Below are 22,662 nucleotides of genomic sequence, written 5' to 3'. Positions count from 1 at the left end.
TCTGCTCAGAAGTTTCTATTCTCTATTGCAGTACAGTTTGAAAACGTTTTTAGTTTCTGTTTTATAATACTCAATGAAAATCACAGAGCAAACTAGGAAGCTAGCCGCAGGTTGCTCAAAACACAGCTTTGAGGTTGCAGACAAAGCTGACGTGGTTTGAAGAGATTTTTGAAGAGTATAAAAAGCGAGCAAGCCCGCTTTTAATCTATTTTACTAAAGTTTAGTAAGAGTGAACTAGTCAGAACGGATACAGAACTAAAAGCCATGGCTAGGCCTGCCAGTTCTGGATTGAGGGCCAGTCCAACACCAGAAAAGACTCCTGCTGCAATCGGAATTCCGGCGACATTGTAGATAAAGGCCCAGAAAAGATTGAGCAGAATTCGATTAAAGGTTTTCTTACTCATGTCAAAGGCACGAACCACGCCTAGGAGGTTATTGGTTGTCAACACTAAATCTGCTGACTCGATAGCGATATCCGTTCCAGCTCCCATAGCAATCCCCACATCTGCTACACTGAGGGCAGGAGCATCATTGATGCCATCACCAACAAAGGCTACTTTGCCAGCCACTTGTAGCTTATGGATTTCATGGGCTTTTTCTTCTGGTAAGACGCCTGCAATAACCTCTTCGATTCCAATCTGATCTGCAATAGCACGCGCCACACCTGCATTGTCTCCTGTCAGCATGACTGTTTTAAGACCACGTTTTTTCAGCTGACTGATGGCAAGCTTGGCATTTTCCTTAGGAATATCTTGCAGAGCAAGCAAGCCTTTGATTTCATTGTCAACAGCCAAGAACACAACTGTCTTAGCTTCTTTTTCTAGTTGTTCTAGTTTTTCTTGATAAATGCTAGAAATATCCATGCCATCCAGCATTTTAGCATTTCCAAGCAAAACTTGTTTTCCATTGATTTGCCCTGAAACACCTTTTCCGTGCAAGGCTTGGAAATTTTCAACAGTGTGAAACTCAAGTCCAGCTTCACTCGCTCGTTTCACAACGGCTTCAGCCAGTGGGTGTTGAGAAGCTTCTTCCAAGGAAGCTGCCAATCCAAGCACTTCTACTTCGTCGCCGATGATATCTGTGACCACAGGTTTCCCTTCAGTCAAAGTCCCGGTCTTATCAAAGACGATAGTTTGAACTTTCTGGATTTCCTGTAGAACCGTTCCATTTTTGAGGAGAACTCCCATCTTGGCACTGCGTCCTGTCCCCACCATAAGGGCTGTTGGTGTTGCAAGTCCCAAGGCACAAGGGCAGGCAATAATCAGAACTGCTACTCCATAGAGAAGCGAAGACACAAAGCTAGCTCCAAGCACGACTACACTATCCCTGAGCAAGACGAACCAAACCCAAAAGGTCACAATCCCTAAAATGACAACTGCTGGGACAAAAATCCCTGAAATCTTATCCGTCAAGTCCTGAATCGGCGCACGACTGGTTTGAGCTTTCTTCACAAAATCCACAATCTGAGCCAAAACAGTCTCTGAACCAACTTTTTCTGCTCTAAAAACAAGTGTTCCACTATTATTGATGGTTGAACCAATGACGGTATCTCCAACTGTCTTGTCCACAGGCAGACTCTCACCTGTCACCATAGACTCATCAATACTAGAGATACCTTCTACTACAACACCATCAACAGCAATCTTTTCACCGGGACGCACTCGAATCAGGTCACCTACCTTGACTTGGTCCAAGGGGACTTGAACATAGTTATCCTCACGCAAGACTTCTGCAGTTTTAGCCTGCAAGTCAAGTAATTTCTCCACAGCTTGGGAAGTATTTTTACGCATTTTCTCCTCAAAAACGGCTCCCATAAGAACGAAGAAGAAGATAAAGGCAGCACTTTCAAAGTAAACGGGGAGGCCAGCGAAGAGGGCAACTAAGCTATAGAAATAGGCCACTAGGGTTCCCAGAGCAACCAAGGTATCCATGTTGGCATTGTGCTTTTTAAAACTAGCCCAAGCACTTTGGATATAAGGACCACCTGCTACTAGCATAATCGGTGTTGTGGCTAAAAAGGTGCCCCAACGCATGACTTGGTGACTAATTCCTCCTGTCGACATCCCAATCATGAGGATCACAAGAGGCACAGTAAAGATACTAGTAATCCAAAAACGCTGTAAAAGTGATAAAGATTTTCGAGTCTTCTCAACAACTGTATAACTTCCCTTTTGCATCTTCATACCACAAGAAAATTCATGTTGACCTAATTCTTGAGGTGTAAAACGAATGACTTTCTCCTCATCTACGCCGATTGGTTCCAAGATGCCTTCTTCTTCAAACAGAATTTCCTTGTAACAGTTTGAAGGAGTAGCACGATGAAAGGTGATCTCAGCAGGAACTCCTTTTTGCAGTTGAATGTGGGCTGGATGGTAGCCTTTGTCTGCCGTGATACGGATTTTTTGAACACCATTTTCAAGACTTGCTTTTACAATTTCAGTCATATCATTCTCCTATTCTACAATCATCTTGCCGTGCATCATATTCATGCCACAAGAGAAAGCATACTCTCCAGCCTGCTCAGGCGTGATTTCCACTACATACTCTTCCCCCATTGGCAGGTCCGCATGTACACCAAAATCTGGAAAAACAATTTGGTCCAGACAGGGTGAAGGGTCCTTACGGTCAAAGACAATACGGGCTGGCACTGATTTCTTGAGGATAATCAACTCAGGCGTATATCCCCCCATGACCTCCACTCGAATCTCTTGGTAGCCCTTTTTTTGCTGGGCCTTTTGTCCAGACTTTTCAGGCTTTTTGAAAAACCAAAACAAGATAAACGCGATAAGGGCAATACAAATAATGGTTACAATACTATTTAACATGACGTCTCCTTTACATACAATTACATCTTACTTCTCTCACAGCGTTTGATTTCTTCTCAGAAATCACAGCTTCCAAGTCTTCCAAGTCAGCCTGAGTAAAATCACATTCAGTAATCAAATCAGCCAACAAATTCTTAATCCTACGGGAACAAACCTTGTCCTTGATATCTTGGACAAGTAAATCCCGACTTTGGTCCAAAGTTAAAAGGGCTGAATAGACAAAGAACTTGCCTTCTTTTTTCCTTGTCAGACACTCTTTCTCAACCAAACGAGCCAAAAGAGTTTGAATGGTTGACTTGGACCAGTCGAACCGCTCCGCCAGAACCCTAATCAAATCCGTACTGGTCTGTTCCCCCTGCATCCAAATAATCTTCATAACTTGCCATTCTGCATCTGAAATCTGCATTAGAATACCTCCGAAATCTACATTTGTCGATTACATTAAATAGTATACTCTCAAAATCTACAATTGTCAATTATAAAATCAATCTTTTCTTTGAAAAATTGAATTTTAACAATTTGATAAAGGATTTTCAGTCAAATCTTACTATATAAACTATAAAAATATGCTATACTAAAGAAAAAAGAAAACAACCACTAGGGGTGCGTAAAGCTGAGATTAACAACTGTTAGACCCTTTAACTCAATCTAGGTAATGCTAGCTGATGGAAGTGGAAGTGATAATGGGGACTAGCAGTCTTCTATTGCCTTTCTAAAACAGACTAGCTTGTTCTTAAGAATACAAACTTCAGTTGGTTGGGAGGTTTTAGATGACTTATTTACCCGTTGCTTTGACCATTGCAGGGACTGACCCTAGTGGTGGTGCTGGCATTATGGCTGACTTAAAGTCGTTCCAAGCTAGAGATGTCTATGGAATGGCCGTTGTGACCAGTCTTGTCGCTCAAAATACCAGAGGTGTTCAATTAATCGAGCACGTTTCTCCTCAAATGTTGAAAGCCCAATTGGAGAGTGTCTTTTCGGATATTCCACCTCAGGCTGTAAAAACTGGAATGTTGGCAACTACTGAAATCATGGAAATCATCCAGCCCTATCTTAAAAAGCTGGACTGTCCCTACGTCCTTGACCCTGTTATGGTCGCTACGAGCGGAGACACCCTGATTGATACCAGTGCCAGAAGCTACCTAAAAACAAATCTGCTTCCCCTTGCAACCATTATCACTCCGAATCTTCCTGAGGCAGAAGAGATTGTTGGTTTTTCAATCCACGATCCTGAAGACATGCAGCGTGCTGGTCGCCTGATTTTAAAAGAATTTGGTCCTCAGTCGGTGGTCATCAAAGGTGGCCATCTCGAAGGCGGTGCTAAGGATTTCCTCTTTACCAAGGATGACCAATTTATCTGGGAAAGTCCACGAATTCAAACCTGTCATACACATGGTACTGGATGTACCTTTGCTGCAGTGATTACTGCTGAACTAGCCAAGGGGAAAACCCTCTATCAAGCAGTCGATAAAGCCAAGGCCTTTATCACGAAAGCCATCCAAGACGCCCCTCAACTCGGTCATGGTTCTGGTCCAGTCAACCATACAAGTTTTAAAGATTAAAAAAACTCTCTAGTTCCCACTTTAAGGGAATTAGAGAGTTTTTATACTTCTTCAAACTAGGTCAGCTTTATCTGCAAGCTCAAAGCTGTGCTTTGAGCAACCTGCGGCTAGCTTCCTAGTTTACTCTTTGATTTTCATTGAGTATTAATTAGAAAATAATGTCATCCAACTTTGTCAAAAAGGCTTGCGTTTTTGCCTCTATATCTTCTGCCTGCATCAAATCACGCACTACGGCTACACCAGCTATACCCGTGCCGATAAGTTGGCCAATATTCTCTGATGTCAAGCCGCCAATAGCAACTACTGGAATAGCGACCCTTTGGCAAATTGTTTTCAAAGTTGAAATCAGGGTGATAGGCGCATTTTCCTTGGTGGTTGTTGGGAAAATGGCTCCTGTTCCCAAGTAATCGGCACCTCCTTCTTCTGCCTCAAGGGCTCTTTTTACAGTTTTAGCTGTGACACCGAGGATTTTTTCAGGGCCCAAGACTTGTCTGGCAACCGAAACTGGTAGCTCATCGTCTCCGATATGCAGACCTGCAGCATCGACTGCAAGACAGACATCCAAACGATCATCTATGATCAAGGGTACCTGATAGGCATCTGTTATTTCCTTGACTTGTTTTGCCAGTTGATAGTATTGATTAGTTGTGAGATTTTTTTCTCGTAATTGGACTATGGTAACCCCTGAACGGCAAGCCGTCTCAACCTTTTCAAGAAAACTTTCCAAGGAATCTTGGTAGCGATTGGTTACCAGATACAGTCTAAGCGCCTCTCTATTCATAAACATCTCCTTTGATAGCATCTAGCCAGTTTTCATCTCTTTTGAGGAGCGAAAGCTGATTGAGTACTTGGTAACGAAAATCTTCCAATCCCATTCCTTGAACAACTATTTTCTCAGCAGAGATATTGAGATAAGAAACCGCTAGGCAAGAAGCTTCAAAGCCAGTCTTTCCTTGGCTGAGAAAAACGGCTGTCAAGGCTCCAACTAAGTCTCCTGTCCCTGTTATCCAGTCTAATTCTGCACAGCCATTTCCCAGTACAGCGACCTGATTCTTCGAAACGATGAGGTCCTTAGGACCAGTAACTAAGAATGACATACCAGGATAGGTCTGACACCAGTCTTTCAAGACTTGAAGCAAATCCTCAGTTTCTTGATCTTTAGCACTCGCATCGACCCCAACCCCGTGGTGTTTTAAGCCAACAAGACTTCGGATTTCCGACATGTTTCCTTTAAGGACCGTAGGGCTATAGTCTAAAAGGTCTTTAACTAAGCTCTTACGAATGACTGAAGCCGTTACGCCAACCGCATCTACTACCATTGGAAGAGAAACTTGAGCTGCATAAGAAGCTGCTATACGGATTGCTTTTTCCTTCCCAGCTGAGAAGTGCCCCAAATTGATGAAGAGTGCCTGGCTTTGCTTAGTAAAATCAAGAACCTCACGGGGATCATCTGCCATAACTGGTTTACACCCCAGAGCCAAAATCCCATTTGCTAGCATCTCACAAGAAATCTCATTGGTAATACAGTGAATTAGGGAACTAGAGCCTATAGGAAAGGGATTTGTAAATGCCTGCATCAGTCTATCCTTTCATCAAAGAAATATCCCTGCACTTTTTTAAAGAATCCCTGCTTGATTAAAAATCGAAAGGCAATAAAGGAAATCGCTGTACCAATCAAGGTTGCTCCGAAAAATCGAGGAGTATAGATAAACCAGCTAAGCTTTGCAGCTGATCCTGTAAAGAGTACCATAACAGGATAGGAAACAATAGAACCAATAATACCTGTTCCCAAAATTTCTCCTAGAGCGGAATAATGAAATTTTCGACCATACTTATAAAAGAGACCTGCTAGAAGGGCTCCAAAAGTTGCTCCTGTGAGAGCTAAAGGCGGAATCCCTTGAGTCGTCATACGGATAAAGGCTGTCACTGTAGCCATAGCCAAGGCATAAACAGGTCCCATCATGATTCCTGCTAGAATATTGACTACACTGGACATCGGTGCCATTCCCTCAATCCGAAAGATAGGCGTAAGAACTACATCAAGGGCAATCATCATAGATAAAATGGTTAATTTGTGAACTTGCAATTGGTTCTTTCTCATATTTCTATTCTTCTCCTTTTTCTAAAGAGTGTAAATCACTCTTCCATGTCTGGTGTTGGTAGGCCATTTCCCAAAACTTGGCTTCCATGTGAACACTAATGTGGAAGGCATCTAGCATTTTTTTCCTGTCTGTCTCATCACTTTCTCGATAGAGTTGATTAACCAGCGCTCCCTCCTCTCTGATCTGTTGCTCTAACTCATCCGTAATATAAGTTTCAATCCATTGTTGGTAGAGAGGATTTGGTGATGGTTTAAGATTAAGTGATTTGCCTATATCATGATATAGCCAAGGACAAGGCAGCAAACTTGCAAAGGCAATGCCTAAGTTTGGCTCTGCAAATTGACGATAAATATGAGAGATATAATGATAGCAGGTGGGAGCGATTGGATGTTGCTCCATTTCCTGATCGCTGATTTCCAATTCCTTGAAAAATTGTTGGCGGATAAATAACTCACCCTCCACTAGACTCTGAGCATTTTGTTTCAAGAGTCTTTTCATCTCTTGGTTTGAAGTCTTATCAGCCAAAAGGTGATAGATTTCTGAGAAGGCCTTCAGATAGTAGGCATCCTGAATCAAGTAATAGCGGAAAATAGCAGGTTCTAAATTCCCCTCTTGCAACTGTAAAATAAAGGGATGATGAAAAGAAGCCTGCCAAGCTTCCTTGGATAATTCCATCGCAATATCTGTAAATTCCATAATAACTCCTTTATAAAAATAGACTGGTTTGAAGCAATAAAAAGAAAAGCAGGTAGATGAATATTGTCCTTTGAGGAATATAAAAAGTCCGATATCTATTCTCCACCTGTGCATGTTCATCATATCCATGCGCCGACAGGGCTCTCAGGTAAAGATGGCGCCATCTAAAGACCGTCATCAAAACCTTACTGTAAATCAAGGGCGACCAAAAATGTAGTTCTTGACCGCGTAATAGGCAAGCTTCCTTGAGGGACTTGATTTCTTGCTGAATAAGGGGAAAGGAATTGAATACCACAATTAATGCATAAGCCCAAGACCGCGTTAACCCCTTTTGAGCCAAGTACAAAAGAAGCTCTTTTAGGGAAATAGAGGAAACAAAGACAAGACCAATACAAACGGTCACAAAGGCCCTCGTTCCAAGCATGACTGCCTGCGAAGCATCTCCGTGTAACTGAACTGCCCAGTAGTTGGCCAAAGATGGCAAAATGGCAAGTAGAATCATCCAAGCCAACATCTTAAATCGACGGTAATAGAGCATAAAGAGAATACAAAATGCAACTACTGAGAGATTAAGAGCAATCGAAGGAATAAAAGATGTTTCCAAGGATAAAATCAGCAAGAAGAGACTGATAATCGGTGTCTGGGTTGCTACTTTGACCATACTATCTCACCTCCCTTTGAGCATTGCTACTCTGAGATGTGAGTGGTTTGGTAATTGTCACTTCTTTCACATGACTGAGTCCCTGACTAGTCATCTCAATCCAATAATCAACCACAGAGATCAAGGGATCTAAACGATGGCTAATGACCAGAAAACTTCTTCCTTGATTTCTCTCCTCCACAATCCACTGACAAAAATAATGGCAAGCTCTATCATCCAAACCTGCAAAAGGTTCATCTAGCAAGATCACAGAAGCCTTGCTAGTCAAGATGGTCAAGAGCTGAAGAATCTTTTGCTGGCCACCACTTAATTGATAGGGGCTCTTATCGAGTGCCTGCTCCAAATCAAAATATCGTAAAGCTTGGAAAATTCGCTGATTTCTTTCAGAATCAGGTCCATCTAATTGAAGTTCCTCTCGCAGACTGACTCGGATAAACTGCTTCTCAGCCTCCTGAACAACACCCGTCAAGTCACGATACAGGCTCTTTTTCTTTTTGAGAACCGAACCCTTCCAAGTAATGCACCCCTTATACTTTTGAAATTGAAGAATAGACCGAAAGAGGGTTGATTTCCCGACACCATTGTCACCCAGGATACAGGAAATCCCTTGGTAAAATGTAAAATCAGCAATCGAAAAGAGGGAGCGCTTATCCAGCTCACAAGTCGTTCGGTCCATATGGAATAGTTCTGGGCTAGAAGCAACTTCCTTTGAAACAGCCTGTGTCATCTCAGAGGTAGGGATTTGAAACACTTCCCTTAGTTGTCCATCTCTTAGCTCCACCATATAGTCGATATAGGCTTCATAATCAGATAAATCATGGTCGCACAGGATGACTGCCTTCCCATTAGAGGCTAACTCTTTTAGAATCTCCAATATCTCTATCCTACTCTTGCGGTCAATGGAAGCAAAAGGCTCATCCAAGAGATAGACCCTAGGATTCATAGCAAAGAGAACAGCCAAAGCAGCCTTTTGCTTTTCCCCACCTGATAAGTGATGAATTGGACGGTGCAAGATTTTCTCACAGCGACATTGTCGAACCACCTCTGCTATTTTAGAATCAATTTCCTGAACGGGATGCCCAATATTCTCCAAGGTAAAAATCAGCTCCTCAAACAAGTTCTCCATGGTAAATTGATGATTGGGATTTTGAAAGAGAATCCCAACTGTCTGGACACGTTCGACGATAGAAAGCTGACTGACCTCACTCCCATCTATCAAAACTTGACCGCTATAGGGAAGAGAACTGACTTGGGCGATCATTTGAAAGAGGCTAGATTTTCCTGAACCACTGCTTCCAACTAACAAGGTAAAGGCTTGCGCATGAAAAGTAAAATCAATCGGCTCAGAGAAGATTGGGGACTGAATCACTCGTAGTTCCAGCCCCATCTATGCCTTGCCCCCAGTTGCAAACTGATGATAAAGTTTGACAATGGCACGAACCAAGATAGTACAGAAGAAAAAGACAGAAATAAAGCGCACCACAAACAAGGAAAGCACAAAAGGAAGGGAGAAGGCGTAGTAACCTAACTTAATGTATTCATAGACAAAGCTAACAAGCGTAATCCCAATACTATTAGCAGTTAGAGAGAGCCAACTTTCATAGCGATTCTTGGTTACGATAAAACCAAGTTCACTTCCCAAACCTTGAACCAAGCCAGACAAAAGGGCACCTAGACCGAATTGGCTACCATAAAGAACTTCAGCAAGCGCAGCTAGCACTTCTCCAATCGTTGCACTTCCCACTCTTGGAACAAAGATTGCAGCAATGGGCGCAGCCATACACCAGAGACCAAAGAGGATTTCATTGGCAAAGGCCTGTAAACCAAGAGGTGCTAAAATCAGGGTGAGGATATCAAACAGATAGCCTGAACCCACAAAAACGCCACCAAAAAAGATAGACAAGAAAGCAAGTAAGATAACATCTTTTAATTGCCATTTTTTCAACATAAAAAACTCCTTTTTTTAAAGAAAAGTGGGGCATTCAAGGTGAGCTACCTAAATGCTTTGTATCATCTTCATCCAGTTTCGTAAAAGAAAAAACTCTAATTACAGATAGGAATTAGAGTTCAGCTTACAAGATTAGACGGTTAGTTTCTATAAATACAAAACCATTTCACATTTCCCTTCGCCAGTCTTAACTGTATCAGGTTCAATGGGTATCATCTCAGCCTAAAGCACCCCAAATGTCTTTATTATTTAATTATATAAATATTATAACAAACGATTTTTTTCAGTTCAAGAAATTGAACTGAGAAATAAGCTAGGCCAATCTATTGTAGTAAAATCACTAAGTAAACCATATAAACAGCCTATTCACTTATGAAGGATAACAACCCAACTTATCGAGTGAGAGAATCCTATTGACTTAAAATACAAGAATAAAAAAGTTAAAATTGTTCATTCATTTCTCGAACAATTTTTTCTATATTTTTTGCATACGATATTGCTGAAATGATTGAAACACCGTCAACATTGGTCTTCATAATGTCTTTAATATGTTGCGTCTGTATCCCACCAATTGCAACTAAGGGCATTTGTGGCAATAGTTTTCTCATCAATTTAAGACCTACATAACCTATAGCACCACCAGCATCATCCTTTGACTGGGTATCAAATACAGGACCAACACCAACATAATCTACATATTCAACTTTTGATTGTTGAAATTCTTCCTCGTTTTTTATAGAAAGACCAATTATTTTATCTGGCATCAATTTTCTAATTTCATCAACTCCAAGGTCATCCTGTCCTACATGTACGCCATCAGCATCTATTTCCAATGCTAACTCAATATCATCATTAACAATAAACGGAACATTGTATTTTTTACAAAGAGCCTGTAGTTTTATTGCTAATTCGACTTTTTCTATACCTTTCAGGGCTCCCTCACCTTTTTCACGGAATTGAAATAAGGTTATACCACCTTTTAAGGCTTCCTCAACGACCGCATATAGATCTTTTCCTTGGCAAGTAGTCGTTCCACAAATAAAATATAGTTTTAGTAATTCTTTATGAAACATTTTACTTCACTCTTTTGAATTCCTTTACATCTTCATCTGTAATCTCATATAAGGCATTTATAAATTCAACTTTAAATGTTCCAGGAAGATGTCCATTTGGACGTTTTTCTGCCATTTCTCCAGCGATATTGTAAACCAACATTGCTGTTTCTAATGATTTCAATTCTTGACCTTTTTCTAGTCCGATAAAGCTTGCTACTACAGCACCTAATAAGCATCCTGTCCCAATAACTTTTGGCATCATGGCACTACCATTATGAATCGTTACCACTTCTCCATTTACCGCAATAGCATCCACTTCACCTGTTACTATTATAGGAATATTGAACTTCTCATTTGCTGCTAGAGCAATTTCATCAATATTATCTACGCCCGCACTATCTACTCCTTTAGATGCCACATTTATCCCTACTAAAGAAGCAATCTCGCCAGCATTTCCCCTAATCGCTGCTAGTTTATAATTGTTGATTAGATTATCTGCTACTTTTTTTCTATATTCTCCTGCTCCACAAGCTACAGGATCTAAAACTGCTGGGACATTATATTTCTCTGCAATTTTCAGAGCAGCTTGGTATAACTTCCAATTTTCATCTGTCAATGTTCCTATGTTTATTAATAAACCTCCAGCATACTTTAATAAGTCCTCTAAATCTGCTGGAAACTCACTCATGGCTGGTGATGCACCTAGTGCTACTAATCCATTTGCTGTGAAATTTTTTACTACATCATTGGTTATGCAAATGACCAAAGGTGCTTTTTCTTTTAATAATTTTAAACTTGTCATATTGAAATTCTTCCTTCTCACTTTATACGATATACTGATTTCGATTTATCTCTATCTTTCGTTAAGAAATTTTTTTCATTTACCATTTACATTGAATGATTTACCTCATCAAATTTGTAAATATCCTAAACCTTCTCTAGGCGTCATAGCCAATATCAAAAAAGGCTAATTCTAAAGCAACCGCTTGATTCCAACGTTCCTGAAGTTCTGTCAAATCCTCTCGACCTTTTCCGACACGATTGAGTTCGTCAACCAGAAATTGAACCCACTCTGTAAAGAAAGAACCTCTGTGGAGATTGATCCATTCCGAATGAATATAGGCTTCAGGTAGAGCCAAATCTTTAGAACCCCAGTCTAAATAGAGACCTTCTGCAATGACCAACATGACCAAAAGATGGGCATAATCTGATGATGACACAGCAGAATACATAAGCTGCTGAAAGGTTTTTGTTACAGGATGCAAGGTCACTTCCAGATAGTCATTCTCAGATACTTTTAACTCTTTGAAAGCCTTTTGGAAATAACCGTCTTCATCTGCTTCAAGAAAGCCTAGTTGCTTGGCAAAACGAAGTTTGGATTCAAGCTGGTCTGCGTGGGCTACGCAAGCACCCAGCATGGATAAGAAGGCATCAAAGAAGTGATAATCTTGAATCAGGTAGTCTTTTAAGACCTTATTCTCAATTGTCCCCGCAAAAAGTTCCTTAACAAAACGATGATTGATTGCAGCCTGCCAATCCTTCTGACTGCTTTTTAATAATTCTCCAACAGTCAAACCTGGCTGAAATGCATAGTCTTGTGTTTCCATATTTACTTTTCCTCTCTTTACTCGTTCGTAATCAACAAAACATCAAGAAAATCCTAGTTTTACTTGACCTTTTTAAAGAAAATCAAGGGCGTTCAAGAAGAGCTACCTAAATGCTTTGTATCACCTTCATCCAGCTTATATAAACAAAAAAACTCCAATTACAATCAAGAATTAGAGTTGACTTACAAGATTAGATCGTTCATTTCGCCATACGAAAAAACGTTTCACATTTCCCTTCGCCAGTCTTAACTGTATCAGGTTCAATGGGTATCATCTCAGCCTAAAGCACCCCAAATGTCTTTATTATTTAATTACTGGACCAGTATAGCAAAAAATGAAAGCCCTAGCAAGATATTTGACTGAAAAATATATTTATATAGATTTTGATACGATTTCCCTTTATTAAAACGTTTAAAACACAAGCAAAAACCTCCACATCAAGTGGAGGCAATCATTTTATCAATACAATTTTAAGTCACGAGGGTCAACTGGGAAGGTTGGGTTATAAGGGTTGTGACGGAGTTTGAAGTGTTTGACATCTTCAATAGTCTGAGTTCCAGATAATTGCATAACTGTCTTCAATTCTGCATTCAAGTGTTCAAAGACTTGGCGTACACCGACACTACCACCAAGGGCCAAGCCATAGATAACAGGGCGACCAATAGCTACCAAGTCTGCTCCTGAAGCCAAGGCTTTAAAGACGTGTTGACCACGACGAATACCTGAGTCAAAGACGATTGGCACACGTTTATCAACTGCTTCTGCTACTTCTTGAAGTGAGTCGAAGGCAGCTGGTCCACCGTCGATTTGGCGACCACCGTGGTTAGTTACCCAGATACCAGAAGCACCTGCAGCAAGCGAACGTTCAACATCCTCACGGCATTGTGGTCCCTTGACATAAACAGGAAGTCCTGAGTATTCAGCGATAAATTCTACATCACGTGGAGACAAGCGTTGTTTAGCTGATTTGTAAACAAAGTCCATTGATTTACCAGCACCTTCTGGCAGGTATTCTTCAACAATCGGCATGCCAACTGGGAAGACAAAACCATTACGCTTATCTACTTCACGATTGCCCCCTACAGTAGCATCTGCAGTCAAGACAATCGCTTTATAACCTTCAGCCTTCACACGGTCCATGATATGGCGGTTAATACCATCATCTTTACTAAAGTAAAATTGGAACCAGTGAGGTGTCCCTTGAAGAGCTTCCGTAATTTCTGGAAGGTCGACAGTAGAGTATGAGCTAGTTGTATAAAGAGAACCAAACTCATGCACACCACGCGCAGTAGCCACTTCACCCTGTTCATTTGCTAATTTATGAGCCGCAACAGGCGCCATAATGATTGGTGAAGACAATTTTTCACCTGCAAATTCAATCTCTGTACTTGGATTTTCTACATTGCAAAGTGTATGCGGAACGATGAGTTTGTGGTTAAAGGCGCGGATATTCTCGCGTAAAGTGAAAGTATCTTCTGCTCCACTGGCGATATAGCCAAAGGCTGCTTTAGGAATCACTTGTTGCGCCATTGGCTCCAAATCATAGGTATTGATGAAATCTACATGACCTTCTGCATTGCTTGTTTTGTATGACATAAAATGTCCTCCTTAATAAGTAAGCGTTTACTTTGTATATTACAAAAATATCTTAACTCTTTTTTCAAAACTTTTCAAATATTTTGTTTGGAAATTTCAGAAATTTTATGTCTATGATAAAAAATCCTTATGACGGCAATAAAAAATAGATATTATCCAAAGAAGATTTTAAGTGCTACAATAACTGTATTATTTCTAGATGGGAGGTTCTATTTTTGGATTGGTCCATTGTTGAACAATATCTACCACTATATCAAAAGGCATTTCTTCTAACCTTGCATATTGCAGTTTGGGGAATTTTGGGATCCTTTTTGCTCGGTTTAATCGTTAGTATCATCCGGCATTACCGCATCCCTGTTTTGGCGCAAGTAGCGACAGCCTACATTGAATTGTCACGCAACACGCCCCTTTTGATTCAACTCTTCTTTCTCTACTTCGGGCTTCCCCGAATAGGGATTGTTCTATCTTCGGAAATCTGTGCTACTCTGGGATTAGTCTTTTTAGGAGGTTCCTATATGGCAGAATCTTTTCGAAGTGGTCTGGAAGCTGTCAGTCAAACCCAGCACGAGATTGGATTAGCCATCGGTCTGACACCTGTACAGGTCTTTCGCTATGTGGTTCTTCCGCAAGCAACAGCGGTGGCCCTACCCTCTTTTAGTGCCAATGTCATTTTCCTGATCAAGGAAACCTCTGTTTTCTCAGCAGTAGCTTTGGCCGACCTCATGTACGTCGCTAAGGACTTGATTGGACTCTACTATGAAACTGACATTGCGTTAGCCATGTTGGTAATTGCTTACCTGATTATGCTACTGCCCATCTCACTGGTCTTTAGCTGGATAGAAAGGAGGCTCCGCCATGCAGGATTCGGGAATCCAAGTACTCTTTCAGGGAAATAATCTCCTGCGGATTTTACAGGGATTGGGAGTCACGATTGGGATTTCGATCCTGTCTGTCATTTTATCCATGATGTTCGGAACAGTCATGGGAATCATCATGACCTCCCATTCTAGAATCGTACGATTTTTGACACGATTGTATCTGGAATTCATCCGTATCATGCCCCAGCTGGTGCTACTCTTCATCGTTTATTTTGGTTTGGCTCGAAACTTTAATATCAATATCTCAGGAGAGACTTCTGCTATTATCGTTTTTACCCTCTGGGGAACAGCTGAAATGGGGGACTTAGTCCGCGGAGCCATCACTTCCCTTCCTAAACATCAGTTTGAAAGTGGACAGGCGCTAGGCTTGACCAATGTTCAACTTTACTACCACATCATCATCCCACAGGTCTTGAGAAGACTGCTACCGCAGGCCATTAATCTTGTCACTCGGATGATCAAAACCACTTCCTTGGTTGTCTTGATTGGGGTTGTTGAGGTTACCAAGGTTGGACAACAAATCATCGATAGCAATCGCTTGACTATCCCAACCGCTTCCTTTTGGATTTATGGAACCATTCTGGTCTTGTATTTCGCAGTCTGCTTTCCTATTTCCAAACTATCCACTCACTTAGAAAAACATTGGAGGAACTAAATGTCTGAAACTATTTTAGAAATCAAGGAGCTAAAAAAATCCTTCGGAGACAATCCTATCCTCCAAGGTCTTTCTCTAGATATCAAAAAAGGGGAAGTTGTGGTCATCCTAGGGCCATCTGGTTGTGGGAAAAGTACCCTCCTTCGTTGCCTCAATGGTTTAGAAAGTATTCAAGGTGGAGATATCCTTCTGGATGGCCAGTCCATTATTGGCAATCAAAAAGACTTTCACCTAGTTCGCCAAAAGATTGGCATGGTCTTTCAAAGTTATGAACTCTTTCCCCATCTGGATGTCCTTCAAAACCTCATCCTAGGCCCTATCAAAGCTCAAGGACGGGACAAGAATGAAGTAACGGAAGAAGCTTTGCAATTACTAGAGCGTGTCGGATTGCTGGATAAACAACATAGCTTTGCCCGTCAATTATCTGGTGGACAGAAGCAACGGGTTGCGATTGTCCGTGCCCTACTCATGCATCCAGAAATCATCCTCTTTGATGAAGTGACTGCTTCTCTAGACCCCGAAATGGTGCGCGAGGTTCTGGAACTCATCAATGACTTGGCCCAAGAAGGGCGCACTATGATTTTAGTAACTCACGAAATGCAATTTGCCCAAGCCATTGCCGATCGGATTATCTTCCTCGACCAAGGGAAAATTGCTGAAGAAGGAACGGCTCAAGCCTTCTTTACCAATCCTCAAACTAAACGAGCCCAGGAATTTTTAAACGTCTTTGACTTTAGCCAATTTGGCTCATATCTATAAAGGAGATTCTTATGAAACTATTCAAACCACTCTTAACTGTTTTGGCACTTGCCTTTGCCCTTATCTTTGTCACAGCTTGTAGCTCAGGTGGAAATGGTGGTGCATCGTCAGGTAAAACCACTGCCAAGGCTCGCACAATCGATGAAATCAAAAAAAGCGGTGAGCTACGAATCGCCGTGTTTGGAGATAAGAAACCGTTTGGTTACGTTGACAATGATGGTTCTTACCAAGGTTACGATATCGAACTTGGGAACCAACTGGCCCAAGACCTTGGTGTCAAGGTCAAATACGTTTCAGTCGATGCTGCCAACCGTGCGGAATACTTGATTTCAAACAAGGTAGATATTACTCTTGCCAACTTTACAGTGACTGATGAACGTAAGAAACAAGTTGATTTTGCCCTTCCATATATGAAAGTTTCTCTGGGTGTCGTATCACCTAAGACTGGTCTCATTACAGATGTCAAACAATTAGAAGGCAAAACCTTGATTGTTACAAAAGGAACGACCGCTGAAACTTATTTTGAAAAGAATCATCCAGAAATCAAACTCCAAAAATACGACCAATACAGTGACTCTTACCAAGCTCTTCTTGACGGACGTGGAGATGCCTTTTCAACTGACAATACGGAAGTCCTAGCTTGGGCGCTTGAAAACAAAGGATTTGAAGTAGGAATTACTTCCCTCGGTGATCCAGATACCATCGCAGCAGCAGTTCAAAAAGGCAACCAAGAATTGCTAGACTTCATCAATAAAGATATTGAAAAATTAGGCAAGGAAAACTTCTTCCACAAGGCCTATGAAAAAACACTTCACCCAACTTACGGTGACGCTGCTAAAGCAGATGACCTAGTTGTTGAAGGTGGAAAAGTTGACTAATACTCTTCGAAAATCTCTTCAAACCATATCAGCTTCACCTTGGATTATATTTGATTTTCATTGAGTATAAGATCCAATAACATCACAAAAAGAAATCAGGTAATCCTAGTGACTACCTGATTTTCTATGTCTTAAGCATTTTGCCAATTTTCTTGGTCTTCTTTAAAGCTTTTTAGAAGGTCGAGCCCTTCTGGTGTGATGTAACCTTCTTCTTGAGCTAGGTGAATGAGTTCACTGTAGTTAGAAAGTGTTAACAGCTTAACACCAGCATCTGCAAAGTTTTTGTCTGCTTTTGGCAATTGGTAACTGAAAATTGCTACTACACCAAGCACATCTGCTCCTTCGCGTTTGGCTGCTGCTACAGCTTCAAGAACAGAACCACCCGTTGAAATAAGGTCTTCAACCACTACCATTTTTTGACCTTGAGTTACACGTCCTTCGATTTGGTTACCAGCTCCGTGGTCTTTTGGTTTGCTACGGATGTAGGCAAAAGGTAGATTCATCTTATCAGCAATGATAGCTCCGTGAGGAATTCCTGCTGTTGCAGTTCCTGCAATCACTTCAACCTCTGGAAAGGCTTCTTTGATAGCATCCACAAAACCATTTTCAATGAGAGTACGAGTTTCTGGATAGGCAAGTGTCACACGGTTATCCGTGTAAATTGGCGACTTGATACCAGATGCCCAAGTGAAAGGCTCCTCTGGCTTGAGGTAAACTGCTTGAATTTTCAAGAGGTGGCTAGCGATATCTTTAGCAAGTGTCATGATCTTCTCCTTTTATTTTTATAATCTATTTTTTAATTCCAGTCCTGTGTCCATTCATCCTTGATGGCATGATAAGCTGCAACAGGATCTTCAGCTTGGGTAATGGGACGTCCCACTACGATATAGTCACTACCGATTTGATAGGCATCAGCAGGTGTCATCACACGTTTTTGGTCTCCAACTGCAGCTCCCTGAGGGCGAATCCCTGGTGTCAGACAGATAAAATCTGGATTGGTGGCCTGCTTGATGAGTTGAACTTCCTGAGCTGAGCAAACGACACCATCCAAGCCTGCTTCAGCTGTCTTCTTGGCATAGTGAATCACGGACTCTTGCAGGCTGGTTTGGATATTTTGAAACTCCTGCATCTGAGCTTCTGATGTTGAGGTCAGCTGTGTTACAGCAATCAACTTCGCTTGGTTTCCAAGACCTTCACGCGCAGCCTTCATCATCTCTACACCACCAGCCGCATGAACATTGGCCATATCCACACCAAGCTGAGACAAGACCTTCATGGCTGATTTAACTGTATTAGGAATATCATGCAGCTTGAGATCCAAAAAGACACTATGACCCTGATCTTTTAAGTAGGACACAATCTCAGGCCCTGTTGCGTAATAGAGCTCCATCCCTACCTTGAGATAAAGGCTTTCTTCTGCTGGAAAAAGAGCTAAGAATTCCTTGACTGCCTCAAAACTAGGAAAATCAAGAGCAATGACTGGACGATGTTCTCGCATAGGTTTCTCCTTTTACCTTTGCTAGTGAGAGAGTCTGGCCACAAGAAGCCACGAAAAAAGGAACCTGCCAACAGCAAGGTTCCACGAAAAATGGGTAGTCTCCACCCTTTCACCGTCTAACCTTAGCTGCCTCTCTGGACTGCTTTAAAGGTTTTTTACTATTCTATTATTTCTACTAGCACTTGTCAAGTAAAAACATGGCAACTAAAGAGCTATAAGAGAAAAGCTAAACCTAGCGACGCGATGAACGCTGACTTGTTTGGTTTCGATTGCTCTCTTCCTCTTGTTTTTTCTTTTCTTCTTCTAAACGTTTACGTTCTTCTTCCTGCTTTTTCTCAGCTTCCTTAGCCTCTTGTTTGGCTTTTTCCTCAGCCTCCATAATTAATTTATCCTCCACAGTATAACTGTAAATTCCAGCTTCCATGTCAATCACACTCGGTTCTGACAATTGTGGCTTAATCTTACTGTAATATGGCAGTTTCTTACTCATTTCAGATAGAGGAACCAAAACTTCGTCCGAATCATTCATGGTCAATCGAATTAGATCTGATGTCACCTTGCTTGGGGCTAGTTCCACCTTTTGGATAGCCGCCTTGAGTTCTGGACTAATTTGAGCAAGTTCTGACGTAAAGGTCTTGATTTGTTGGCTGTCATTAAAGAGAACTGATAAATAAGTTTCTGGCAAACTCACCAAACTCACCGCACTGCTCTCAAGCTGACCACTTGAAAGGATTGGATAATGACTTTCTCCAGAAACATAGTAGGCCACAATATCATATTCCTTGACCTTGATAGTAAACTTGGTTGGAAATTGATAAACAAGCTGAGCTGATTCAACCCAATAATTAGACTTGATCTGCTCTTCATATTTTGCCTTGTCTAGCAGAAGGTTAAACGTATAATCCGAATCCTGGATGCCTGAAGCCTGTCGAATATCATCAGCTGTAGTTTGCACTGTTCCCTCAACAAGAATATCCTTCATGGTCGCATAAGGGCTGAGCAAGTAGGCAGAGACAACCAATAAAAGCAGACTGAGAAACAAAATCGAGATAGCCCGCCAGATATGAACTCCTGGGATTTTCGGTTTGACCGGTTTTTCCTTTACAGGCTTTTTTTCTATTTTTTTATCCTGTTTATCCTGTTTCTTTGGCTCTTTGGACTTTGGTTCTTTTTTGGTGTCTTTTGACTCTTCTGCTTTTTCTTTCGCATCTTCCTTGGCTGATTTTGAGTCTTTTAGATCAGATTCACTCTCTTGGTCCTCAGTTGCATCTGACTTTTCAGATTTTGAAGCCATTCGAGCTTGTCTTTCCTTTTCCTTCTCCTCAGCTAGGGCCGCCTCTTCTTCAGCCTTCTTTTTTAGATATTCCTGGTTTCGTTTCTGCCATTCTGATAACTCTTTAAATTCTTCGAGGATTTCTTTGCCCTCATTTTTCTTATCTTTTGACATTTACTTTCCTTATGATAAATCGTTTTTAAATAATTGATAAAAATCTGCTAGAGATTTCAATTCCTTGGAAGCCTTCATCTTAGCTTTGTAGTCTTCCTTGTGACTTAGTAAGTGAGACAGTTTCTCTTCCAAACTGTCCAAGGTCAAATCGCTTTCTTGAAGCTCTTCTGCATAGCCTTTTTTTACAAAGTAAGCTGCATTTTCAATCTGGTCTCCACGACTAGCTTCACGACCAAGTGGCACTATAACATGTAATTTTGCCATGGCCAAGAGCTCAAAAATCGTATTGGCACCACCACGTGTCACAACAATATCAGCCAATTCCATCAAGGGTTGATAGAGATTGGTCACATAGTCAACACGAAAGAGATTTTGGCTCAACTCATTCAGGCTAGAATCTCCAGTTAGATTGATAATATTGTAGCGTTCTGTCAGTTCTTTCTTATGGTCTGTCACCAATTGGTTAAAGACACGAGCACCTGCAGAACCACCGACAAACAATATAGTTGGCAATTGGGGATTAAAGTGGGTTTGAATATCCACCAATTCATCGGGTTCTGGATTTTTTTGGTCTGAAACCTTGGTCACTGCTCCCACATGCTCAACCTTAGACAAACTTGAAGCTTGCTCAAAGGTTGAATACATCTTCGTCGCAAATTTATAAGCGATTTTATTGGCCAAGCCCATAGACAGATCCGATTCGTGAATAAAGACAGGCACTCCTGATACACGCGCAGCGATAACAGGAGGTACTGAGACAAAGCCCCCCTTTGAAAAAAGTGCTTGTGGACGAAGTCGTAACATGATAAAGAGAGATTGGACGATTCCCCAGCCAACTTTAAAGACGTCCAGCATATTTTGCCAAGAGAAATAACGACGCAATTTTCCAGTCGCAATGGAATGGAAGGTGACGTCTAGACCCGACTTGAGGATTTCTTGGTGTTCGATACCACGTTTATCTCCGATATAGTGGACTTCCCAGCCATCTTCGATGAACTTGGGAATCAACAAAAGGTTAAGGGTAACGTGTCCAACCGTCCCCCCACCTGTAAAGACAATTTTTTTCATATTATTCCTTTAACTCCGCTACTGTGTCGATAAAGAGGTCGCCACGTACTTCAAAGTTAGCATACATATCCCAGCTAGCATTAGCAGGACTGAGAAGGACTACATCTCCTTGAGTCGCAAGTTCATAGGCTTTGCGGGTCGCATCTGCAATATCAGTCGCATCCACATATGCCACACCAGCCTTGTCTGCTGCCCGTTTGACACGTTCGGCAGACTGACCCAGGATGACCATCTTCTTGAGTCCAGTAATGTCTGGCACCAATTCGTCAAACTCATTGCCACGGTCCAAACCGCCTGCAATCAAAATGACCTTGCTGTTGTCAAATCCTGACAAGGCTTTTTGAGTAGCCAAGATATTGGTTGACTTGCTATCATTATAGAATTTGACACCCTTGATTTCATCCACAAACTGGAGACGGTGTTTGACACCTCCAAAGGCTGAAAGAGTTTCTTTGATGGTTTGGTTATCAACACCACGAAGCTTGGCTACAGCAATAGTCGCAAGGGCATTTTCCACATTATGGCTACCTGGAACTCCGATTTCATTCGCTGCCATGACTACTTCTCCATGGAAGTAGAGCTGACCATCTTCCAAATAAGCTCCATCAACCTTTTCCTGTGTTGAGAATGGTACAATAGTAGCTTGTGTTTTGCTAGCCAATTCTTTTGCCAAGTCTTGATTAAAGTTCAAGACAAGGAAATCATCCGCTGTCATCTTGTTCTGGATATTCCACTTGGCTGCTACATATTCCTCAAAAGAACCATGATAATCGATATGAGTTGGCATGAGGTTGGTAATAACCGCGATCTCAGGATGGAATTCTTGAACGCCCATCAATTGGAAAGAAGAAAGTTCCATAACAAGAGTGTCCTTGTCTGACGCAGTTTGGGCCACTTGACTGGCAGGATAGCCGATATTTCCTGATAAGAGACCATGTTGGCCAGCAGCAGTTAAAACTTCCCCGATCATCGTCGTTGTGGTCGTTTTTCCATTAGAACCAGTAATACCAACAATCGGTGCTTCTGAAATCAAGTAAGCCAATTCCACCTCAGTCAAGACTGGAATACCCTTTGACAATGCCTTTTCAATCATGGGATTGCTGTATGGGATACCTGGATTTTTCACCATCAGAGCAAACTCTTCATCCAAGAGTTCCAAAGGATGACCGCCTGTGATGACCTTGATCCCTTCTTCCAGCAAACTTTGGGCAGCTGGATTATCCTCGAATGGTTTCCCGTCATTTACTGTCACAATGGCACCCAGCTTATCCAACAAACGAGCTGCAGATTCACCAGACTTGGCCAAACCTAAAACAAGGACTTTCTTATTTTTAAATTGATCTATTACTTTCATGTCTCGAACTCCATTTCTACTCTTACTATTTTACCATTTTTATGGAAATAAAAAAGCCACAAAGTGTGTTTGT

General features: G+C 41.4%; 24 protein-coding genes and 3 riboswitches. Of the genes, 5 read left to right on the top strand and 19 right to left on the bottom strand.

From position 1 onward, the window contains the following. Window positions 1–200: 200 nt before the first annotated feature. The 3 genes from F9B91_RS01195 to F9B91_RS01185 are packed head-to-tail and all read right to left on the bottom strand — an operon-like array spanning window position 201 to window position 3,231. On the bottom strand, window positions 201–2,444 hold the full coding sequence (locus F9B91_RS01195) for a heavy metal translocating P-type ATPase (RefSeq protein ID WP_150922308.1): 2,244 nt from the start codon (window positions 2,442–2,444) through the stop codon (window positions 201–203). 9 nt (window positions 2,445–2,453) lie between these two features. Then, complete coding sequence (locus tag F9B91_RS01190) at window positions 2,454–2,825, bottom strand: cupredoxin domain-containing protein (RefSeq protein WP_150922307.1); 372 nt, start codon at window positions 2,823–2,825, stop codon at window positions 2,454–2,456. Between the two features lie 10 nt (window positions 2,826–2,835). Beyond that, window positions 2,836–3,231, bottom strand: coding sequence for a CopY/TcrY family copper transport repressor (locus tag F9B91_RS01185; protein ID WP_124787836.1), 396 nt, complete (start codon window positions 3,229–3,231; stop codon window positions 2,836–2,838). 183 nt (window positions 3,232–3,414) lie between these two features. Then, window positions 3,415–3,512, top strand: a riboswitch (TPP riboswitch). Between the two features lie 83 nt (window positions 3,513–3,595). Between F9B91_RS01185 and thiD the strand changes: the two genes are divergently transcribed. Further along, the gene (gene thiD / locus F9B91_RS01180) at window positions 3,596–4,387 is read left to right on the top strand and encodes a bifunctional hydroxymethylpyrimidine kinase/phosphomethylpyrimidine kinase (protein ID WP_150922306.1); all 792 of its coding nucleotides are present in this window, start codon (window positions 3,596–3,598) and stop codon (window positions 4,385–4,387) included. Window positions 4,388–4,535: 148 nt separating this feature from the next. Here the strand turns inward: thiD and thiE (F9B91_RS01175) are convergent, their stop codons facing one another. The 11 genes from thiE (F9B91_RS01175) to lctO all read right to left on the bottom strand — a co-directional run bounded on the left by thiE (F9B91_RS01175) (window position 4,536) and on the right by lctO (window position 14,052). Further along, the gene (thiE, locus tag F9B91_RS01175) at window positions 4,536–5,168 is read right to left on the bottom strand and encodes a thiamine phosphate synthase (protein ID WP_150922305.1); all 633 of its coding nucleotides are present in this window, start codon (window positions 5,166–5,168) and stop codon (window positions 4,536–4,538) included. Then, window positions 5,161–5,964, bottom strand: coding sequence for a hydroxyethylthiazole kinase (locus F9B91_RS01170; RefSeq protein WP_150922304.1), 804 nt, complete (start codon window positions 5,962–5,964; stop codon window positions 5,161–5,163). The genes thiE (F9B91_RS01175) and F9B91_RS01170 overlap by 8 nt, the downstream gene beginning before the upstream one ends. Further along, the gene (gene thiW / locus F9B91_RS01165) at window positions 5,964–6,488 is read right to left on the bottom strand and encodes an energy coupling factor transporter S component ThiW (RefSeq protein ID WP_150922303.1); all 525 of its coding nucleotides are present in this window, start codon (window positions 6,486–6,488) and stop codon (window positions 5,964–5,966) included. The genes F9B91_RS01170 and thiW overlap by 1 nt, the downstream gene beginning before the upstream one ends. 4 nt (window positions 6,489–6,492) lie before the next feature. Then, window positions 6,493–7,185, bottom strand: coding sequence for a thiaminase II (gene tenA / locus F9B91_RS01160; protein ID WP_150922302.1), 693 nt, complete (start codon window positions 7,183–7,185; stop codon window positions 6,493–6,495). Window positions 7,186–7,195: 10 nt separating this feature from the next. Next, window positions 7,196–7,846: an energy-coupling factor transporter transmembrane component T gene (locus F9B91_RS01155; RefSeq protein ID WP_150922301.1), complete on the bottom strand. Its 651-nt coding sequence runs from the start codon at window positions 7,844–7,846 to the stop codon at window positions 7,196–7,198. A 1-nt stretch (window position 7,847) separates the two neighbouring features. Then, entirely contained in the window at window positions 7,848–9,233 is a 1,386-nt protein-coding gene (locus F9B91_RS01150; RefSeq protein ID WP_150922300.1) for an ATP-binding cassette domain-containing protein, read from the bottom strand. After that, window positions 9,234–9,794, bottom strand: coding sequence for an ECF transporter S component (locus F9B91_RS01145; RefSeq protein ID WP_150922299.1), 561 nt, complete (start codon window positions 9,792–9,794; stop codon window positions 9,234–9,236). It abuts the gene before it with no gap. A 156-nt stretch (window positions 9,795–9,950) separates the two neighbouring features. Then, window positions 9,951–10,039: riboswitch (TPP riboswitch) on the bottom strand. Window positions 10,040–10,234: 195 nt separating this feature from the next. Next, the gene (gene thiE / locus F9B91_RS01140; protein WP_049510627.1) at window positions 10,235–10,867 is read right to left on the bottom strand and encodes a thiamine phosphate synthase; all 633 of its coding nucleotides are present in this window, start codon (window positions 10,865–10,867) and stop codon (window positions 10,235–10,237) included. A 1-nt stretch (window position 10,868) separates the two neighbouring features. Beyond that, on the bottom strand, window positions 10,869–11,651 hold the full coding sequence (thiM, locus tag F9B91_RS01135; RefSeq protein WP_049544375.1) for a hydroxyethylthiazole kinase: 783 nt from the start codon (window positions 11,649–11,651) through the stop codon (window positions 10,869–10,871). Window positions 11,652–11,787: 136 nt separating this feature from the next. Next, entirely contained in the window at window positions 11,788–12,456 is a 669-nt protein-coding gene (locus tag F9B91_RS01130) for a TenA family protein (protein WP_150922298.1), read from the bottom strand. 214 nt (window positions 12,457–12,670) lie between these two features. Then, a riboswitch (TPP riboswitch) is annotated at window positions 12,671–12,759 on the bottom strand. Between the two features lie 156 nt (window positions 12,760–12,915). Then, complete coding sequence (gene lctO / locus F9B91_RS01125; protein WP_000120723.1) at window positions 12,916–14,052, bottom strand: L-lactate oxidase; 1,137 nt, start codon at window positions 14,050–14,052, stop codon at window positions 12,916–12,918. Between the two features lie 215 nt (window positions 14,053–14,267). Here lctO and F9B91_RS01120 point away from each other — a divergent pair, with 215 nt between their 5' ends. The 4 genes from F9B91_RS01120 to F9B91_RS01105 are packed head-to-tail and all read left to right on the top strand — an operon-like array spanning window position 14,268 to window position 17,222. Next, entirely contained in the window at window positions 14,268–14,948 is a 681-nt protein-coding gene (locus F9B91_RS01120) for an amino acid ABC transporter permease (RefSeq protein WP_150922297.1), read from the top strand. Then, window positions 14,908–15,585 (top strand): amino acid ABC transporter permease, encoded by a 678-nt coding sequence (locus F9B91_RS01115; RefSeq protein ID WP_150922296.1) that lies wholly within the window; start codon window positions 14,908–14,910, stop codon window positions 15,583–15,585. The genes F9B91_RS01120 and F9B91_RS01115 overlap by 41 nt, the downstream gene beginning before the upstream one ends. Next, on the top strand, window positions 15,586–16,344 hold the full coding sequence (locus tag F9B91_RS01110; protein ID WP_150922295.1) for an amino acid ABC transporter ATP-binding protein: 759 nt from the start codon (window positions 15,586–15,588) through the stop codon (window positions 16,342–16,344). A gap of 11 nt (window positions 16,345–16,355) precedes the next feature. After that, window positions 16,356–17,222, top strand: a complete 867-nt coding sequence (locus tag F9B91_RS01105) for a cysteine ABC transporter substrate-binding protein (protein ID WP_150922294.1) — start codon at window positions 16,356–16,358, stop codon at window positions 17,220–17,222. 131 nt (window positions 17,223–17,353) lie between these two features. Here F9B91_RS01105 and pyrE read toward each other — a convergent pair whose 3' ends face one another. The 5 genes from pyrE to murD form a co-directional block, all read right to left on the bottom strand. Continuing rightward, entirely contained in the window at window positions 17,354–17,986 is a 633-nt protein-coding gene (gene pyrE, locus F9B91_RS01100; protein WP_150922293.1) for an orotate phosphoribosyltransferase, read from the bottom strand. A 32-nt stretch (window positions 17,987–18,018) separates the two neighbouring features. After that, window positions 18,019–18,720 carry an orotidine-5'-phosphate decarboxylase gene (pyrF, locus tag F9B91_RS01095; protein ID WP_084929749.1) on the bottom strand — a complete coding sequence of 234 codons (702 nt, stop codon included), beginning with the start codon at window positions 18,718–18,720 and terminating at the stop codon, window positions 18,019–18,021. A 232-nt stretch (window positions 18,721–18,952) separates the two neighbouring features. Then, a complete protein-coding gene (locus F9B91_RS01090) occupies window positions 18,953–20,167 on the bottom strand; it encodes a cell division protein FtsQ/DivIB (RefSeq protein ID WP_150922292.1) in 1,215 nt (404 codons plus the stop codon). 9 nt (window positions 20,168–20,176) lie between these two features. Then, window positions 20,177–21,235 carry a UDP-N-acetylglucosamine--N-acetylmuramyl-(pentapeptide) pyrophosphoryl-undecaprenol N-acetylglucosamine transferase gene (locus tag F9B91_RS01085; RefSeq protein WP_150922291.1) on the bottom strand — a complete coding sequence of 353 codons (1,059 nt, stop codon included), beginning with the start codon at window positions 21,233–21,235 and terminating at the stop codon, window positions 20,177–20,179. 1 nt (window position 21,236) lies between these two features. Then, a complete protein-coding gene (murD, locus tag F9B91_RS01080) occupies window positions 21,237–22,589 on the bottom strand; it encodes a UDP-N-acetylmuramoyl-L-alanine--D-glutamate ligase (RefSeq protein ID WP_150922290.1) in 1,353 nt (450 codons plus the stop codon). Window positions 22,590–22,662: the final 73 nt, after the last annotated feature.

The organism is Streptococcus mitis (assembly GCF_008763935.1).
In the GTDB taxonomy this organism is placed as follows: domain Bacteria; phylum Bacillota; class Bacilli; order Lactobacillales; family Streptococcaceae; genus Streptococcus; species Streptococcus mitis_DB.
This window is presented reverse-complemented; position numbering and strand designations above follow the sequence as displayed.

Excerpts from the sequence above, each read along its gene's own strand:
- F9B91_RS01195 (WP_150922308.1), bottom strand. The coding sequence starts at position 2,444 with ATGACTGAAATTGTAAAAGCAAGTCTTGAAAATGGTGTTCAAAAAATC.
- F9B91_RS01190 (WP_150922307.1), bottom strand. The coding sequence starts at position 2,825 with ATGTTAAATAGTATTGTAACCATTATTTGTATTGCCCTTATCGCGTTT.
- F9B91_RS01185 (WP_124787836.1), bottom strand. The coding sequence starts at position 3,231 with ATGCAGATTTCAGATGCAGAATGGCAAGTTATGAAGATTATTTGGATG.
- thiD (WP_150922306.1), top strand. The coding sequence starts at position 3,596 with ATGACTTATTTACCCGTTGCTTTGACCATTGCAGGGACTGACCCTAGT.
- thiE (WP_150922305.1), bottom strand. The coding sequence starts at position 5,168 with ATGAATAGAGAGGCGCTTAGACTGTATCTGGTAACCAATCGCTACCAA.
- F9B91_RS01170 (WP_150922304.1), bottom strand. The coding sequence starts at position 5,964 with ATGCAGGCATTTACAAATCCCTTTCCTATAGGCTCTAGTTCCCTAATT.
- thiW (WP_150922303.1), bottom strand. The coding sequence starts at position 6,488 with ATGAGAAAGAACCAATTGCAAGTTCACAAATTAACCATTTTATCTATG.
- tenA (WP_150922302.1), bottom strand. The coding sequence starts at position 7,185 with ATGGAATTTACAGATATTGCGATGGAATTATCCAAGGAAGCTTGGCAG.
- F9B91_RS01155 (WP_150922301.1), bottom strand. The coding sequence starts at position 7,846 with ATGGTCAAAGTAGCAACCCAGACACCGATTATCAGTCTCTTCTTGCTG.
- F9B91_RS01150 (WP_150922300.1), bottom strand. The coding sequence starts at position 9,233 with ATGGGGCTGGAACTACGAGTGATTCAGTCCCCAATCTTCTCTGAGCCG.
- F9B91_RS01145 (WP_150922299.1), bottom strand. The coding sequence starts at position 9,794 with ATGTTGAAAAAATGGCAATTAAAAGATGTTATCTTACTTGCTTTCTTG.
- thiE (WP_049510627.1), bottom strand. The coding sequence starts at position 10,867 with ATGTTTCATAAAGAATTACTAAAACTATATTTTATTTGTGGAACGACT.
- thiM (WP_049544375.1), bottom strand. The coding sequence starts at position 11,651 with ATGACAAGTTTAAAATTATTAAAAGAAAAAGCACCTTTGGTCATTTGC.
- F9B91_RS01130 (WP_150922298.1), bottom strand. The coding sequence starts at position 12,456 with ATGGAAACACAAGACTATGCATTTCAGCCAGGTTTGACTGTTGGAGAA.
- lctO (WP_000120723.1), bottom strand. The coding sequence starts at position 14,052 with ATGTCATACAAAACAAGCAATGCAGAAGGTCATGTAGATTTCATCAAT.
- F9B91_RS01115 (WP_150922296.1), top strand. The coding sequence starts at position 14,908 with ATGCAGGATTCGGGAATCCAAGTACTCTTTCAGGGAAATAATCTCCTG.
- F9B91_RS01110 (WP_150922295.1), top strand. The coding sequence starts at position 15,586 with ATGTCTGAAACTATTTTAGAAATCAAGGAGCTAAAAAAATCCTTCGGA.
- F9B91_RS01105 (WP_150922294.1), top strand. The coding sequence starts at position 16,356 with ATGAAACTATTCAAACCACTCTTAACTGTTTTGGCACTTGCCTTTGCC.
- pyrE (WP_150922293.1), bottom strand. The coding sequence starts at position 17,986 with ATGACACTTGCTAAAGATATCGCTAGCCACCTCTTGAAAATTCAAGCA.
- pyrF (WP_084929749.1), bottom strand. The coding sequence starts at position 18,720 with ATGCGAGAACATCGTCCAGTCATTGCTCTTGATTTTCCTAGTTTTGAG.
- F9B91_RS01090 (WP_150922292.1), bottom strand. The coding sequence starts at position 20,167 with ATGTCAAAAGATAAGAAAAATGAGGGCAAAGAAATCCTCGAAGAATTT.
- F9B91_RS01085 (WP_150922291.1), bottom strand. The coding sequence starts at position 21,235 with ATGAAAAAAATTGTCTTTACAGGTGGGGGGACGGTTGGACACGTTACC.
- murD (WP_150922290.1), bottom strand. The coding sequence starts at position 22,589 with ATGAAAGTAATAGATCAATTTAAAAATAAGAAAGTCCTTGTTTTAGGT.